Genomic DNA, 14,187 nt, shown 5'->3' on the forward strand with positions numbered 1-14,187 from the left:
CGGCGTCAGAGCTTGAAGCGGCCGACCTCGCGCTGGAGGTCGGTCGCCAGGCGCGAGAGCTCCGTGACGGTGGTGTCGGCCTCGGCCAGGGTCGCCGAGGTCGCCTGGGCGGCCTGGGCCATGCCGGAGATGTTCCCGGCGATCCCGGTCGCGCCGTGCGCGGCCTCGCCGACGCTGCGGCTCATCTCCGCGGTCGTGGCCGACTGCTCCTCCACCGCGGAGGCGATGGTGAGCTGGTAGTCGTTGATCCGCGCGATGATCCGGCTGATCTCGCCGATCGCGTCGACGGCGTTGCCGGTGTCGGCCTGGATCGCCTCCACGCGGCGGGAGATGTCCTCGGTCGCGCGGGCGGTCTCCTGGGCGAGCTCCTTGACCTCGTTGGCGACGACCGCGAAGCCCTTGCCCGCCTCGCCGGCGCGGGCCGCCTCGATGGTGGCGTTGAGCGCGAGGAGGTTCGTCTGCTCGGCGATGGAGGTGATCACCTTGACCACGTTGCCGATCTCGGCCGAGGAGTCGCCGAGCTTGGAGACGGTCTCGTTGGTGGTCTGGGCGACGCCGACCGCCTCGGCGGCGACCTGGGCGGCCTCGCCGGAGTTGCGGGCGATCTCGCGGATCGAGGCGCCCATCTCCTCGGCCCCGGCCGCGACCGTCTGCACGTTGTGCGAGACCTCGCCGGCCGCGCCCGCGGCGACGTCGGACTGGCGCGCGGCCTCCTGCGCGTTCGCGGCGATGCGGCCGCTGACGACGGTGAGCTGCTGGGAGCTGTCGCCGAGGGTCCGGGAGCCGCTGGTGATGGCCCGCACGGTGCCGCGCAGCCCGTCGCGGGCGTCGTTGACGGCGGCGGCCATCTCGCCGAGCTCGTCGCGGGCGTACACCTCGGCGGGCTTGGTCAGGTCGGCCGCGGCGAGCGCGCGCAGGGCCTCGGAGACGCTGGCGAGCTGGCGGCGCAGGATCCCGGCGACCCAGGCGCCGGCGGCCAGGGCGATCAGGAGCCCGCCCACGAGCAGCGTGACGATGTAGATGCGGGCGTCGGCGTACTGCTTGTCGGCCTTCGCCGCCGTCGCGGTCGCCTCCTGGTCCTCGAGCTTCTGCAGGTCGTCGAACGCGGCGGCCACGCCTTCCTCCAGCTTCGTGGACACCGCGACGAGCTGGTCCTGGGGCGGCACGGTATAGCCGGCCGGCGGGGCCTCGTGGAACACGACGACGTTGCGCAGGGTGCGGTACTGGCCGAGGTCGCCGGTGGCCTGGTCCAGCACGGCGAGCCGGCCGCTGGAGCCGGCCGCGATGCTGCGGTAGGCGGTGACGGCGGCGTCGACGCGCTGGTCGGCGGTGGTGGCGGCGGCGCGGTAGGGGGCCGCCTGGCTCTGCGCGCCGCTGGCGGCGAAGAGCGAGAAGATGAGCATGTTGCGGTACATCTCGGCCATGCCGGCCCGCATCTCGGTCAGCTGCGCGGCGCTGTCCAGGTGGCGGCTCTTGATGTCGTGCAGGTCGGCGTTGAGCTTCGACATCCGGACCAGCGAGACCACGGCCACGGCGGTGGCCACGAGCGTGACGAGCAGGACGGCGAGGAACGCCTTGGTGATGACCCCCCGGTCGGCGACCGCGGCCGTCAACCGCCCGCGTGCGACCGTGACCTGCACACCCCGCTGCTGTGCCACCGCAGAACCCCCCGACGACTCCGATACGGCGCACTGAGCGCCGTTCGGTTCATCGGCGGACGGTCGCGGAACCTGAGGCGACCCGGGCGGCAACCGTGCGCACCCCGGCGCCGCGGCGCAGCTGCCGGCGGTCCCAGGCGAGCAGGAGCCACCCGGCCCCGCGCAGGGCGACGGCACCGGCAAGGACCCACAGGACCCATGGCATGGCCTGTCTATGCCCCGCGCGGGTCCGGTTCACACAATCCGGCGCGGCGGGCGCAGCAGCACCGCGGCCAGGACGGCCGCGGCAGGGTGAGGGCGCGGCAGCGTGAGGGCGCCGCCGGGACGTCAGGCCGGGACGAGGGCGGGCAGCAGCGTGGCGGCCGTGCCGCGCAGGTTCACGGTGCTCACCGCGTCCAGCGGGGTCGCGTCCGGGTTCACCTGGATGACCGCGGCGCCCGCGCGGGCCGCGATGCGGGGGATCTCCGCCGCCGGGTACACCACGCCGGACGTGCCCACGGTCAGCAGCACATCGCAGCCGGCCGCGGCCGCCACCGCGGCGTGCAGCGCGGCCTCCGGCAGCGCCTCGCCGAACCACACGACGCCGGGCCGGACCAGCGCGCCGCACGTGACGCAGCGCGGCGGGGCGATGCGCCGACCCTCGTCCGGCTCCTCGGCGTCGATGAGCGCGGCCGGGTGCGCGCCGTCCCCGACGCACCGCGGCGCGAAGAGACTGCCGTGCAGATGGATCGGCGCCGTGCTCCCCGCACGCTCGTGCAGATCGTCGACGTTCTGCGTGACGACCGTCGTGGCCGGGATCGCCGCCTCGAGCGCGGCCACCGCGCGGTGCCCGGCGTTCGGCTCGGCCGCGCGGGCCCGGGCGGCGCGCCACGCGTACCAGCCCCACACGAGATCGGGGTCGGCGTGGAAGGCCTCGGGCGTCGCGAGGTTCCCGGCGTCGTAGCGCGCCCACAGCCCGGTCAGGTCGTCGCGGAACGTGGGCACGCCGCTCTCGGCCGACATCCCCGCCCCGGTGAACACGACGACGTGCCGCGCCGCGGCCACCAGCGCCGCGGCGCGCTCCAGGCTCACGTCAGGCCCTCGGCGCGTAGGCGGGCGTGAAACTCGCCGGCCACGTCGACGTAGGCGTCCATCTCGGTGACCAGGTTCGACACCGTCAGGAACACGTGGCCGACGCCCGCGTCCGCCAGGGCCGCGATGTCGCGCACGATCTGCTCGACGCTGCCCGTGTACGGCCGGCGCCCCTCCTCCGGCACCGCTTCCAGGGTGCCGGAGACCCCCACCTGGAACGTGCACGCGATCGCCGAGGGGTCGCGGCCGAACTCCCCGGCCATCTCCCGCAGCCGGGCGAGGGTCGCGGCCACGGCGGCGGGCGGCATCCCGGTCGGCAGCCAGCCGTCGCCGCGGCGCGCGACGCGGCGCAGGGCCGCGTCGGAGAACCCGCCCAGGAACACCGGAATGCGGCGGGCCGGCTTCGGGCCCACCTCGGCCGGGGCGATCGTCCAGCGCTCGCCGGAGTACGACACCGGGTCCTGTCCCCAGACGGCCTCGGCGACGTCGAGGAACTCGTCCAGCGCCGCGCCCCGCTCGGCGTGCGGGCGCGGGGCGAGCGCGGCGAACTCGTCGATGCTCCAGCCCGCGCCGACGCCCGCGACGACGCGCCCGCCGCTGACCGCGTCGAGGCTGGACAGCGTGCGGGCCAGGCGCGCGGGCACGTGCAGCGGCGCCACGAGCACGCACGTGCCGAGCTCGACCCGCTCGGTGACGGCGGCGGCGAGGGTGAGCGCGACGAGCGGGTCGAGCACGCCGCCGTACCGGACCGGCCAGGGCGCGCCGGGCACGTTGTAGAGCCCGTGGGGCCCGCTCTGGTCCTCGGGGAGCAGGAAGCGCTCGAAGACCCAGACGCTGTCGAAGCCGATCTCCTCGGCGGCCCGTGCGGCCCGCGTGACCGCGGTGCGCGGGTCGAATTCCTTGAGCTGGGGCAGGCCGATCCCGACTTTGAGCGCCACCGTGGCATCCTTTCCACGTCCGTGATCACGGCGACCCTATGCCATCGACGGTTGAGACCGTCGCGGGCGGGTAAGCGCCGGCAGGTCGGGGACTACTACACGACCAGCTACCGCGACGAGCAGGAGCACGTCCTGCGCTGACAGGCGCTTGTTCCACCGGACGGCCCTCAGGCACCAGCCTGGGGGCCGTCCCCGTGCTCATACCGCCGTGCCGCGCTCCACGGGGGCCGGGGCGGCGAGCGACCCGAGCAGGGCCAGGGCCCGTGCGCTGTCCGATCCGGGCTCGGCGTGGTACACCACCAGCAGCTGCCCGCCGGAGTCCCCGATCACGAGCTTCTCCCGGCGCAGCTCGAGCAGGCCGACCTCCGGGTGCCGCAGCCGCGTCGGCGCGCCCGCGAGGGGCTTCACGTCGTGGCGCGCCCACAGGCGGCGGAACGGCTCGCTGGCCAGGGACAGCTCGCCGACGAGCCGCTCGACCCGCGGGTCGGCCGCGTCCGCGGCGATCGACGTGCGAAACGCCGCCACCATCCCGCCGAGGGCCTGCTCCCAGTCGGGCAGCAGGTCGCGCTCGTCGGGGTCGAGGAAGGTGTCGCGCAGCCGGTTGGCGCCGGGGTGGATCCGTGGTGAGAGCGCGGTCGCGAGGCGGTTCGCGGCGAGCACCTCGAAGAGGCGGCTCTCCACGAACGCGGGCAGCCCGATCACGTCGAGGAGCTGGCGGACGCCGGCCGGGACGGTCTCGCGGCGGGGCCGGCGCGGGGCACGCGGGCGGGCGGCGGTGAGGCTCAGCAGGTACTGCGTCGCCTCCGCGTCGAGCCCGAACACCCGCGCGATCGCCTCCAGCACCGGCGGCGACGGGTTGCGGTCGCGGCCCTGCTCGAGGCGCAGGTAGTAGTCGGCGCTGATGCCGGCGAGGGTGGCGACCTCCTCGCGGCGCAGCCCCGGCGTGCGCCGGACGCCCACGACGCGCAGGCCGGCGTCGGCGGGGTCGACGAGCTCGCGCCGGGCCCGGAGGTATTCGCCGAGCGCGTTGGTGCTCACGAGCCCAGCCTACGACCGCGCGGCGGCGCGCATCCTGGTCCTGTCACTCCCAGGAATCGCGCGGCGCTGCCTGGTTCCGAGCACAGTGGGCATGGTGGAGACATGACAGCGAACAACCTTCCCGGCGGCGTCTACCGCACCGGAGACCTCGACCTGACCCGGTTCGGCTACGGCGCCATGCAGCTGGCCGGCCCGGGCGTCTTCGGCCCGCCGAAGGACCGCGCGGCCGCCGTGGCGGTGCTGCGCGAGGCGGTGGGGCTCGGCATCACGCACATCGACACCGCCGACTTCTACGGCCCGCACGTCACCAACGAGATCATCCGCGAGGCGCTGCAGCCGTACCCGGCCGGGCTGCACATCGTCACCAAGGTCGGCGCGCGCCGCGACGAGCAGGGCGGCTGGCCGCACGCGCGCACCCCCGACGAGCTGCGCGCGCAGGTCCACGACAACCTGCGCAACCTCGGCCTGGAGGCGCTCGACGTGGTCAACCTGCGCGTCGGCGGCTTCGACGCGCCCGAACCCGGCTCCATCGCCGAGCAGTTCGGGGCGCTCGCGGAGCTGCGGGAGCAGGGGCTCATCCGGCACCTGGGGCTGAGCACGGTCAGCGCCGAGCAGCTGGCCGAGGCGCAGGCGATCGCGCCGGTGGTGTGCGTGCAGAACATGTACAACATCGCCCGCCGGGAGGACGACGCGCTCGTGGACATCACCGCGGCGCAGGGCATCGCCTACGTGCCCTACTTCCCGCTCGGCGGGTTCTCGCCGCTGCAGTCGGAGACCCTCGGCGCGGTCGCGGAGCGCCTGGGGAGCACGCCGCTGTCGGTGGCGCTGGCCTGGCTGCTGCGGCGCTCGCCGAACATGCTGCTGATTCCCGGCACGTCCTCCGTCGCCCACCTGCGGGAGAACGTCGCCGGCGCGGCGCTGGAGCTGCCCGCCGACGCGCTCGCCGAGCTCGACGCCATCTAGCCATCGGAGGGGTGCCGCCGGTTGACTGTATATTGTCGCGGTGGGCAGCGACTTGATCGCGGACCGGGAGGTCGGCCGCGACTCCGGCGGCCGGGCGACGGTGACCGTCCGCCTGCGCGGCCTCGTCGACCTCGGCACCCAGCCGATCCTGGAGCGGGCCCTGGACGAGGCGCTCGCCGTGCGCGGAGTCTCCGAGATCGTGGTCGACCTCGATGGCCTGACGCTGCTCGACTCGACCGGGATCGCGACCATGCTGCACGCGTACCGTCGCGGCGCCGCGGCCGACGTCGGGCTCCGCGCGATCGGCGCGAACGGCTTGGTGCACCGGGTCCTGGACATCACCGGCGTGCTGAAGGTGCTCACCGGCGAGGATTGACCCGACCCGGCACCTGGGCCTGTCGGCGGAGCTGGCCGCGGCGGGCGCCGCCCGCGCCCGCGCGGCCGTTCAGCCCAGCTGGGACGTCAGCCCGGCGGCGAGCACCTCGGCCTGCACGTCGGTGATCTCCTCGCCGTAGTCGCGCACCAGGTCGGCCTTGGTGTAGACGATGTGCCCGTCGGTCGCCGCGGCCTCGGCCACGAGCCGCACCCCGTCCTGCGCCACGGCGAGCGCGGGGTCGGCGTCGGTCGACTGCGCGAGCGCGCGGATGTCGTCAGCGGTGATGGTCGTCATGGGCACATGGCTGCCCGGCCCGCTCACCCGACAAACATGGGCCGATGCGCGTCGCGTTAGAGTCGCAGCAATGACGCCGCCTACCTGGGACGCCTTCGCCGAGGCCCTGCCACGCGAGCTGGCCGGCCTCGCCGACGGGGTGCTCCTCGTGATCCGCTCGAAGGACCGCAGCTGGGATTTCGCGCAGTTCGCGCAGGACGCGCACGAGCTGCACGCCGAGGTCTCCGGCGAGCGCGTGAACCTGCCGCCGATCGCGCGGCAGGACACGCCCGAGGGCCGCCGCATCCTGGAGTCGCACGGCTGGCAGCCCCCGGACGAGGACGCGGGCTTCCTGTGGCACCGGGTGCTGCCGCGCCCCGCTCGCGAGGCCGATCTGCGGGCGGTGGCCGCGGGGGTGGTCGCCGCCCTGCGGGACGTGAACGGGATCGCGGGGCCGCAGCGGCTGCAGTACGACGCCTGGAACCCGCAGGCCGGCAACCGCCACTGGCCCGTCGAGCTCCCGGGCGTCGAGTACCAGCAGACCTGACCCGCGGCCCGGTCCACGCGGACCCGCCGGCCGTCACGCGCCCAGCGGTGCGACGGGGGCCGGGGCTCCCTCGACGATGAGGCCGTCGATGCCGGCCGGGGTCATCGGGCGGGCGAAGTGGTAGCCCTGCGCGGTGCGGTACCCCATCGCCGCCAGCCGGTCCGCCTGCGACTGCAGCTCCACGCCCTCGGCGACGATGTCGAGCCCGACGACCCGCGCCAGGGCGAGGACCGCGGCCGGCATGATGCCCCGGCGGCCGGACTCGTCGCGCTGGACGAACGAGCGGTCCAGCTTCAGCTCGTCGACCGGCAGGTCCTGCAGCAGCGTCAGCGAGGACTGGTCGGTGCCGAAGTCGTCGAGGGAGACGCGCACGCCGAGCCGGCGCAGCTCCTCGAGCCGGGCCACGGCCGGGCCGAGGGCGACCGCGGCGCTCTCGGTGATCTCGACGGTGAGCCGGTGCGGGGGCACCCCGAAGTCCGACAGCGCCGCGGCCACCGTGTCGGTGAACGCCGCCACGGCCAGCTGCCGGGCGGAGACGTTGACGTGCATGACGCCGGGCGCCTCGGGGCCGAACTCGGCGATCCACGCCGCCAGCTGCCGGCACGCCTCGCGCAGCACCCACTCCCCGAGCGGGACGATGAGCCCGGTGCGCTCGGCGACCGGGATGAACTCGGCGGGCGGCACGGGCCCGCGGGCCGGGTGGTTCCAGCGCACCAGCGCCTCCACGCCCCGCAGCCGCCCGTCGTCGAGCGTCACGATCGGCTGGTACTCCAGGAAGAGCTCACCGCCGAAGATCGCCTGGCGCAGCTGCGCGCCGAGCGCGGCCGATCCCGCGACCGCCCCCGCCATGCCGGGCTCGTAGCGCCGGTACCCGCTGCCGCCGTCGTGCTTCGCCGCATACATCGCGATGTCGGCGAGGCGCAGCAGCTCCCCGGGGTCGTCGCCGGTGCTGCCGTCGGCGATGCCGATGCTGGCCCGCACGAGCAGCTCGTGGCCGTCGGCGAGGACCGGCTCGGCCAGGGCCGCGACCATGCGCTGCGCCACGACCTCGGCCTCGCCGGGTTCGATCGCGTCCAGCAGCACGACGAACTCGTCGCCGCCCAGGCGGGCCACCAGGTCGCCGGGGCGCACGCTCGCGGCCAGCCGCGCGGAGACCGCCACGAGCAGCGCGTCGCCGGCCCCGTGCCCGAGCGTGTCGTTGACGAGCTTGAAGTCGTCCAGGTCGACGAGCGCCACGCTGACCGGCCGCGGGGCGCCGCTGCGGCCCAGCACGCCGGCGAGCCGCTGGTTGAACAGCGCCCGGTTCGGCAGCTGGGTGAGCGCGTCGTGGGTGGCGTTGAAGTCCAGGCGCTCCATCAGGGTGGTGTTCTCCCGGAACGCGGTCACCTGCCGCCACACCACCAGCCCCGTCAGCACCACGGCGGCGATCGCGGTCACGCCCAGGTCGGAGGAGCCGTCCGCGATCGAGGCGAGCAGCAGAATGTCGATGGCGGCGACGGCGAGGTACGGCACCACGCTGAACGGCCGCCGCGACGCCGCCCGGGGCGCCTCCGGCTCGACGAGGGTGTGCTGCTGGCGCCGCGCGCCCAGGGTCGCGCACACGAGCACGAGGGGCACGGTGACCTGGGGCAGGCTCAGGTGCGGCTGGTCGAGGATGAACCGCTGCGCCACGCCGCTGAACGCGCCCGCGAACATGCCGAGCGCGAACAGCCGCAGCGCGCCCCGCGCCACGAACGCGTGGCCGGACAGCGCGACCTTCACGATGACGAAGACCGCGACCAGCTCGAGCACGAGCGTGAAGCCCGCGACGGCCAGGGAGGCGATCTGGTACCCGTTGGACTCCAGCAACGGCTGGGTCTGGTAGTGCCACATGAACACCGCGGCCGCCACGAGCACCGTCGAGGCGTCCAGGCCGATGCGCAGCCGCTCGTCCGCGCTCGTGGTGCCCATCGGCAGCCGCCACAGGGCCCAGAGCAGCGTCAGGACCGCCGAGCCGTACACGGCCACGGTGAACGGCGACAGCTCCTGGCTCGGCACCGTGCCGCCGATCGCGTCGACGGTGTTGAAGACGGTACCGAGGCCGGCGAGCGCGGCGACGACCGCCAGATGCCGCCAGAACCGCCGGGTGGCCGGGGCGAACGCGCGGGAGCGCGCGATCTGCAGCGCCATCCACACCGGGATGAGCACCGAGATCGGCGTCGCCAGCCACATCAGCATCAGTGGCGTGCGCTGCTCGCCGACGTTGGCCGCGAAGACCACGACGGCGTACGCGGCCAGGAGTACCGAGCCGAGCACCGCGCGGTCCAGCTTCTTGCCCACCATCGCGAAGTTCACGTCGTCCCATCGGCGGACGCCGGAACGTAATTGAGCGCGCAACGGTTGCGGCGGGGTACCCGTTGCGTTTCGGCCCCCTGTTCCGGGGTTGCGTTCCGGCCGCCCGTTCTGGGTTTTCGTTTCGGTCGCCCGTTCTGGGGCAAGCGGCCGCCATGGCTACGTTGCTCGCCCGCCTGGAGGCTGCTCACCCGCTCGACCGGATCGCCGACGCGCTTCGCCGCGCCGCCCTGGCCACCGCCGGCCGCGGCCGCCTCGGCGCAATCCTGCACGGCGTCGGCTTCGGCCACCCGCTGCACCCCGCGATCGTGCACCTGCCCGTCGGCGCGTGGATGAGCACCGCGATGCTCGACGCGCTGCCCGGCCGCGACACGCCGGGCACCCGGCGCGCGGCCGCCACGCTGCTGACGGCCGGCACCGCCGGGGCGCTGCCGGCGGCCGTCACCGGGCTCGCCGACTACGCGACGCTCTCCCGGCAGCAGCGCCGCGTCGCGGTGGTCCACGTCGCCGCCAACCTCACCGCGCTGGGCTTCTTCGCCGCGTCGATCGTGGCGCGCGCCCGCGGCGACCACCGCCGTGGCCGAGCCCTGTCCTTCGCGGGGCTCGGTGCCGCCGGTGCGGGGGCGTACCTCGGCGGCCACCTCGCCTTCGCCCAGGACGCCGGGGTCAGCCACGCCGCGGCCGCCCTGCCGCTCGTCCCGCACGGCTGGCACCGGATCGACGCGGTGTACGCGATCGAGGAGGGGCGCGTGTGTTCCTACACGGTGGGGGCGACCCCGGTCGTCGTGTACCGCGACCACCACGACGGCACCGACCGCTTCAGCGCGCTCGTGGCCCGCTGCGCGCACCGCAGCGGCCCCCTGGCCGAGGGCCACATGGTGGACATCGACGGCGAGGCGTGCCTGGAGTGCCCGTGGCACGGCAGCGTGTTCCGACTGTCGGACGGGCGCGCGATGCACGGCCCGGCCAGCTCGGACCAGACCATGCTGCGCACCCGGGTCCGCGACGGCCAGCTCGAGGTCGCCCGCCCGTGAAACCGCGGTGCGCACGCCCTCCTGGCGCGGACCGGGTCCGCGACGGCCAGCTCGAGGTCGCCCGCCCCTGAAACCGCGCGGTGCGCACGCCCTGCCGGCGCGCCTGATGGTGCCCTAGTCGGCGGCGGCTCCCGCGGCGATCGCGATCGGAACCAGCGCGATGCTGATCAGGACGCAGGTCGCGATGCTCTTGACCGTCGCGAGATCCAGGCCGAAGGGTGCGGTGGCCATCGCGGTCAGCGCTGCCCCGCCGACCACCACGATGGCCCCCGCCACGGCCAGGGCGAGCCAGAGCCGCCACCGCGAACGGTTGCCGGCCCGCCGAGCCGTCGGCCCGGGATGCGTGTGCTCACCGGATCGCTCCGGCCGCGGGGCCAGCCTGGACCGCGGGGCCTGCCTGGACCGTGAGGTGTGCTCGGGTCGTGGCGCCCGGGCGAGGTCACCATGGGACGGCGAGGGTTGCCGCACGGCCGGTGCGAACACCGCCCAAACCGGGTCGAACGCCAGCTCCGGTGGAGGCGGTGCCACTCGGCGGGTGACCGGGTGCTCGGACGCCAGCTGCCGCAACTGCCGGCGAACCTGCCGCATACTCGGCCGACGATGGCGGTCGGTCTGGCATAGCCATCGCAGGACACGCTTGAGGCGTTCCGCCTGGGACACCTCGATCGGCCACGCCAGCATTCGCATGATCGCACTCGGCGTCCGCCAGTACCCGAAAAGACCGAACGGCGGCACGCCCGTCACGGCGAAATGCAGCACGGCTCCGAGCGACCACAGATCCGCCGCCGCGCCGGGCCGTTCCCGGCCGAGACGCTCGGGCGCGGCGTAGTCGGCGGCGGGACGTGACGTGACGTCCGGGTCGATGCCGAAGCCGGTGATGGAGATGCGGTCGTCCGCGTCGAGCACGACGTCGTCCGGTGAGAGGCGGCCGTGCACGACGCCGGCTCGGTGGGCGGCCGCCAGCGCGTCGGCGATGGCCAGCCCGATGCGGCCGGCCCGCGGCTCGCTCATCGGCCCGTCGTGCCGAACGACCTCCGTGAGGGTCCGGCCGGACGGCGCGTCGGTCACGATCCAGGCGTGCACGTCGTTCAGCACGGCGTGGACGGGCAGTATCGACGGATGTGCCAGACGCGCCGCCGCGTGTGCGAGCCGCAACGCTTCGGAGCGGCCGTCAGCGCTCGATGTGATGCGGCGCAGCCGGACGTGACATCGCCGTGCCCGGTCCCAGGCGACCCAGACGTGCCCGGGCCCGTCGGTGAGCGACGAGACGAGCACGTACCGGGCGCCGATCGACATGCCGGCCCGGGGCTCGGCGGGAATCGGTGCGCCCGCTACCCGGGCCCGGCCGATCGCCGCCAGGGCAGTGGCAGCGGTAGCGGCAGCGGTGGTGGCCGGTGCCGTGGGGCCGTCGTGGTGCCGGCTCGGCGCCGCGATCGAGGGGCCGCGCCGCGCCCGGGTGACCAGGTTGTTGACGGCCCGACGCCACGGCGTGATGCGCCGATGGCGCCGCACCGCAGCCGGCCGGTACGTGCGTGACGTAGGCGCGCCGACGGCGTCCGGTTCGAGCGTCGGGTGGGTGGCCGTGCCGGCGGACCTGGCCTTCGGCGGCGCCGCCCGGACTGCGGGTCCGGTCGGCACGAACGGCGGCGGTACCGGTGCCCCGGACTGCGCGGGAGGAACCAGCCAAGGCGGGGGAAAGGCTGTCGCCCCGTCACCGGTGACCGGTGCGGACGTCGGGGCGCTGTCGGGTCGATGACGGGGCGTCACCCGGGCGACAGCCGGTCGTGGTGTGGCCGGCGTCGGGACTGCAACACGGCCTTGCGCCATAGGCGCGGCGGGACCGTGTGTCGGAGGCGTGACACGACCGTGTGCGGGGGGCGTGACGCGACCGTGCGGTGTCGGGGGCGTGGCACGACGGTGTGGTGTCGGGGGCGTGGCACGACGGTGTGGTGTCGGGGGCGTGGCGCGGCCGTGTGTCAGGGGCGTGGCGCGGCCCCGCATCGGGGGCGTGGCGCGGCCGGTCGGGTGCGCTGTGCGGCCTTGCGTCGCACCGGCATTGGGGGCCTCGACCGGCGCGGTCTCGGAGGGCGTGGTGCGGGGCGATGGAGCGGTTCGGGGCGATGGAGCGGTGCGGGGCATTGGAGGCGTTGGAGGCGTTGGAGCGGTGCGGGGCGTTGGAGCTGTCGAAGGCCGCGCGAACCATTGCACCTGGTCGGCCGGCCGCTGACCGGTCGAGTTCCCCTCCGGCGCGCGATTCGCCAATGTCGCCGCCGCAGCGGTCGGTGTGGTCGGTGCGGCCGGTGCGAAAGCGATCGCCCGGGCGGTCGGGGGCCGGGCCACCGTCTGCTCCTCGCGAAGGCGTGCGACATCCCGCCGGGCCCGCTCCGCGTCGGCGTGTGCCCGCGCCGCGTCGGCCCGCGCTCGTTCGGCGTCGGCGCGGGCATGGTCCGCGTCGGCATGTGCCTGCTCCGAGTCGGCACGAGCGCGGTCGGCCTCCGTCCGTGCCTGTTCGGCCTCCGTCCGCGCCCGCTCAGCCTCCGCCCGCGCCCGCTCAGCCTCCGAGCGCGCCTGCTCAGCAGCCGCCTGCGCCTGCTCGGCCTGGGCCCGCGCCCAGTGGATCTCGTTGCGCAGCTTGTGCCCTTTGTCGAGGGCGTCGAACTCGACCCGGCCCAATCGCAGACGCAGCCGGTCGGCCTCATCGCCCTCGTCAGCCCGCGCGCTCAGATCCGGGTCGCCGGGCGGCGGTTCGTCGCGGGCCTGCCGGTACAGCTCGGCGAAGCGCTCCCGGGCCTCATCCCGCCGGGCCACGTCCACGGCGATGTCTAGGACCATCGCCACGGTCCTCCAGGGCGGACCGGCCTCGGCCCCGAACTGCCCGGCGAACCGCTGCGCGAGGACCCGCGGCTTCTCGTGCGCGTGGACCCTGTACCGGCGCTTCACGTCGCGGGCCAGGCCGGCCCACGGCCGGTCGCCATACCTGGTCACGAGCTCACGGCGGACCTCCAGGCAGTACTGCGCGGACTTCGGCCGGCGCCGGTTGACCTCGGTCTCGGCGAGCAGTCGGCTGGTTCCGCATGACGCGTCGGCGGCGGGCTCGCGCTCGGCGAGGGGCATGGTGACGGGTTCCTTTCGCGGGAGATCAGCGCCGGAAGATGTCACATTCTGTAGCATCCGCGGGCGCCCGCGCGCAGCCCCGTAGCCGTGCTTTGTGTCCGGTTTGCGATGACGGGCCGGGTGACCGGCCCGTGACCGGGTGGTCCACCGTGGACGGTCGTCGGTCGGCCATTCGTGGCAGGTCATTCCCGGTCAACCGGGGATCGGCGGCGATTTCCCAGGTGGCGGCCCCCGTCCGGGTGTTGACGGTTCGGGCGGCCGGAGCGGGTGCGGACGTCTGGTTGAAATCCGACACACTGCGTGATGGCCTCTGGTGGTCCAAGACGGACTCCATGGAGGAAACGATCATCGATGACCGCCCATCCGCAGCGAACCGGCGATGCGCACCGGCGCACCACGCTCCGCTTCTCCGCCAGATTCGGCTGGCAGGGCGTGGACGGTGAGGGCAGCGCCGACACCGAGGGCGGCGACCAGGGCGAGGTGGTGACCGCCATCGCGCTGGCCATCGGCGTCGGCGTCAGCGTCGTGCCCGGTGCCGCCCTCGGCGTGCTCTGCCTCCTGCTGCCCGGGGTGCCGAACTGGCTGGCGATCGGGCTGCCGCTCGCCGTGTGGGTGGCCACCACTGCCGGTGTGCTGCTGCGTCTGCGCCGGCGCTGACCGCGTAACCGGGGTCGCGCACCGATCGGGCGGCGGCGGTGCGCCGTGTCGTCGCTGCCCGAAGCGGGACCGGGCTCTTGACAAGATTCCGCACCGATCGGGCGGCGGCGGTGCGCCGTGTCGTCGCTGCCCGAAGCGGGACCGGGCTCTTGACAAGATTCCGCACCGATCGGGCGGCGGCGGTGCG

14 protein-coding genes are annotated in these 14,187 nt (G+C 74.8%); 6 read left to right on the plus strand and 8 right to left on the minus strand.

Features of this window, described 5'->3' with window-relative positions:
* Positions 1-5 precede the first annotated feature (5 nt).
* The 5 genes from ABT369_RS48475 to ABT369_RS48495 all read right to left on the minus strand — a co-directional run bounded on the left by ABT369_RS48475 (position 6) and on the right by ABT369_RS48495 (position 4,705).
* Positions 6-1,658 carry a methyl-accepting chemotaxis protein gene (locus ABT369_RS48475; RefSeq protein ID WP_350623784.1) on the minus strand — a complete coding sequence of 551 codons (1,653 nt, stop codon included), beginning with the start codon at positions 1,656-1,658 and terminating at the stop codon, positions 6-8.
* 49 nt (positions 1,659-1,707) lie between these two features.
* A complete protein-coding gene (locus tag ABT369_RS48480; protein WP_350623786.1) occupies positions 1,708-1,863 on the minus strand; it encodes a hypothetical protein in 156 nt (51 codons plus the stop codon).
* A 122-nt stretch (positions 1,864-1,985) separates the two neighbouring features.
* A complete protein-coding gene (locus ABT369_RS48485) occupies positions 1,986-2,729 on the minus strand; it encodes an SIR2 family NAD-dependent protein deacylase (RefSeq protein WP_350623789.1) in 744 nt (247 codons plus the stop codon).
* On the minus strand, positions 2,726-3,667 hold the full coding sequence (locus ABT369_RS48490; protein ID WP_350623791.1) for an LLM class F420-dependent oxidoreductase: 942 nt from the start codon (positions 3,665-3,667) through the stop codon (positions 2,726-2,728). Before ABT369_RS48490 ends, ABT369_RS48485 begins: the two co-directional genes overlap by 4 nt.
* Positions 3,668-3,865: 198 nt before the next feature.
* Positions 3,866-4,705 (minus strand): helix-turn-helix domain-containing protein, encoded by an 840-nt coding sequence (locus ABT369_RS48495; protein ID WP_350623793.1) that lies wholly within the window; start codon positions 4,703-4,705, stop codon positions 3,866-3,868.
* Positions 4,706-4,807: 102 nt separating this feature from the next.
* Between ABT369_RS48495 and ABT369_RS48500 the strand changes: the two genes are divergently transcribed.
* Both ABT369_RS48500 and ABT369_RS48505 read left to right on the plus strand, forming a co-directional pair.
* Positions 4,808-5,668, plus strand: coding sequence for an aldo/keto reductase family oxidoreductase (locus ABT369_RS48500; RefSeq protein WP_350623795.1), 861 nt, complete (start codon positions 4,808-4,810; stop codon positions 5,666-5,668).
* A gap of 40 nt (positions 5,669-5,708) precedes the next feature.
* Positions 5,709-6,044, plus strand: coding sequence for an STAS domain-containing protein (locus tag ABT369_RS48505; protein ID WP_350623797.1), 336 nt, complete (start codon positions 5,709-5,711; stop codon positions 6,042-6,044).
* Between the two features lie 69 nt (positions 6,045-6,113).
* Here the strand turns inward: ABT369_RS48505 and ABT369_RS48510 are convergent, their stop codons facing one another.
* A complete protein-coding gene (locus ABT369_RS48510; RefSeq protein WP_350623799.1) occupies positions 6,114-6,338 on the minus strand; it encodes a hypothetical protein in 225 nt (74 codons plus the stop codon).
* 70 nt (positions 6,339-6,408) lie between these two features.
* On the opposite strand from ABT369_RS48510, the gene ABT369_RS48515 reads away from it, so the two are divergent.
* Complete coding sequence (locus ABT369_RS48515) at positions 6,409-6,864, plus strand: TY-Chap domain-containing protein (protein ID WP_350623801.1); 456 nt, start codon at positions 6,409-6,411, stop codon at positions 6,862-6,864.
* A gap of 33 nt (positions 6,865-6,897) precedes the next feature.
* Here ABT369_RS48515 and ABT369_RS48520 read toward each other — a convergent pair whose 3' ends face one another.
* Entirely contained in the window at positions 6,898-9,198 is a 2,301-nt protein-coding gene (locus ABT369_RS48520) for a putative bifunctional diguanylate cyclase/phosphodiesterase (protein WP_350623802.1), read from the minus strand.
* A gap of 152 nt (positions 9,199-9,350) precedes the next feature.
* On the opposite strand from ABT369_RS48520, the gene ABT369_RS48525 reads away from it, so the two are divergent.
* Entirely contained in the window at positions 9,351-10,229 is an 879-nt protein-coding gene (locus tag ABT369_RS48525; protein ID WP_350623804.1) for a Rieske (2Fe-2S) protein, read from the plus strand.
* A gap of 114 nt (positions 10,230-10,343) precedes the next feature.
* On the opposite strand, the gene ABT369_RS48530 is transcribed toward ABT369_RS48525, so the two are convergent.
* Positions 10,344-11,867, minus strand: a complete 1,524-nt coding sequence (locus ABT369_RS48530) for a protein kinase domain-containing protein (protein WP_350623806.1) — start codon at positions 11,865-11,867, stop codon at positions 10,344-10,346.
* Between the two features lie 819 nt (positions 11,868-12,686).
* Between ABT369_RS48530 and ABT369_RS48535 the strand changes: the two genes are divergently transcribed.
* Together ABT369_RS48535 and ABT369_RS48540 are read left to right on the plus strand one after the other, a co-directional pair.
* The gene (locus tag ABT369_RS48535; RefSeq protein ID WP_350623808.1) at positions 12,687-13,055 is read left to right on the plus strand and encodes a hypothetical protein; all 369 of its coding nucleotides are present in this window, start codon (positions 12,687-12,689) and stop codon (positions 13,053-13,055) included.
* 639 nt (positions 13,056-13,694) lie between these two features.
* Entirely contained in the window at positions 13,695-14,000 is a 306-nt protein-coding gene (locus tag ABT369_RS48540; protein WP_350623809.1) for a hypothetical protein, read from the plus strand.
* The last annotated feature ends 187 nt before the right edge of the window (positions 14,001-14,187 follow it).

This window comes from Dactylosporangium sp. NPDC000244, from assembly GCF_040300725.1.
GTDB lineage: Bacteria > Actinomycetota > Actinomycetes > Mycobacteriales > Micromonosporaceae > Dactylosporangium.

Excerpts from the sequence above, each read along its gene's own strand:
- ABT369_RS48535 (WP_350623808.1), top strand. The coding sequence starts at position 12,687 with ATGTGCCTGCTCCGAGTCGGCACGAGCGCGGTCGGCCTCCGTCCGTGC.
- ABT369_RS48540 (WP_350623809.1), top strand. The coding sequence starts at position 13,695 with ATGACCGCCCATCCGCAGCGAACCGGCGATGCGCACCGGCGCACCACG.
- ABT369_RS48500 (WP_350623795.1), top strand. The coding sequence starts at position 4,808 with ATGACAGCGAACAACCTTCCCGGCGGCGTCTACCGCACCGGAGACCTC.
- ABT369_RS48510 (WP_350623799.1), bottom strand. The coding sequence starts at position 6,338 with ATGACGACCATCACCGCTGACGACATCCGCGCGCTCGCGCAGTCGACC.
- ABT369_RS48525 (WP_350623804.1), top strand. The coding sequence starts at position 9,351 with ATGGCTACGTTGCTCGCCCGCCTGGAGGCTGCTCACCCGCTCGACCGG.
- ABT369_RS48515 (WP_350623801.1), top strand. The coding sequence starts at position 6,409 with ATGACGCCGCCTACCTGGGACGCCTTCGCCGAGGCCCTGCCACGCGAG.
- ABT369_RS48480 (WP_350623786.1), bottom strand. The coding sequence starts at position 1,863 with ATGCCATGGGTCCTGTGGGTCCTTGCCGGTGCCGTCGCCCTGCGCGGG.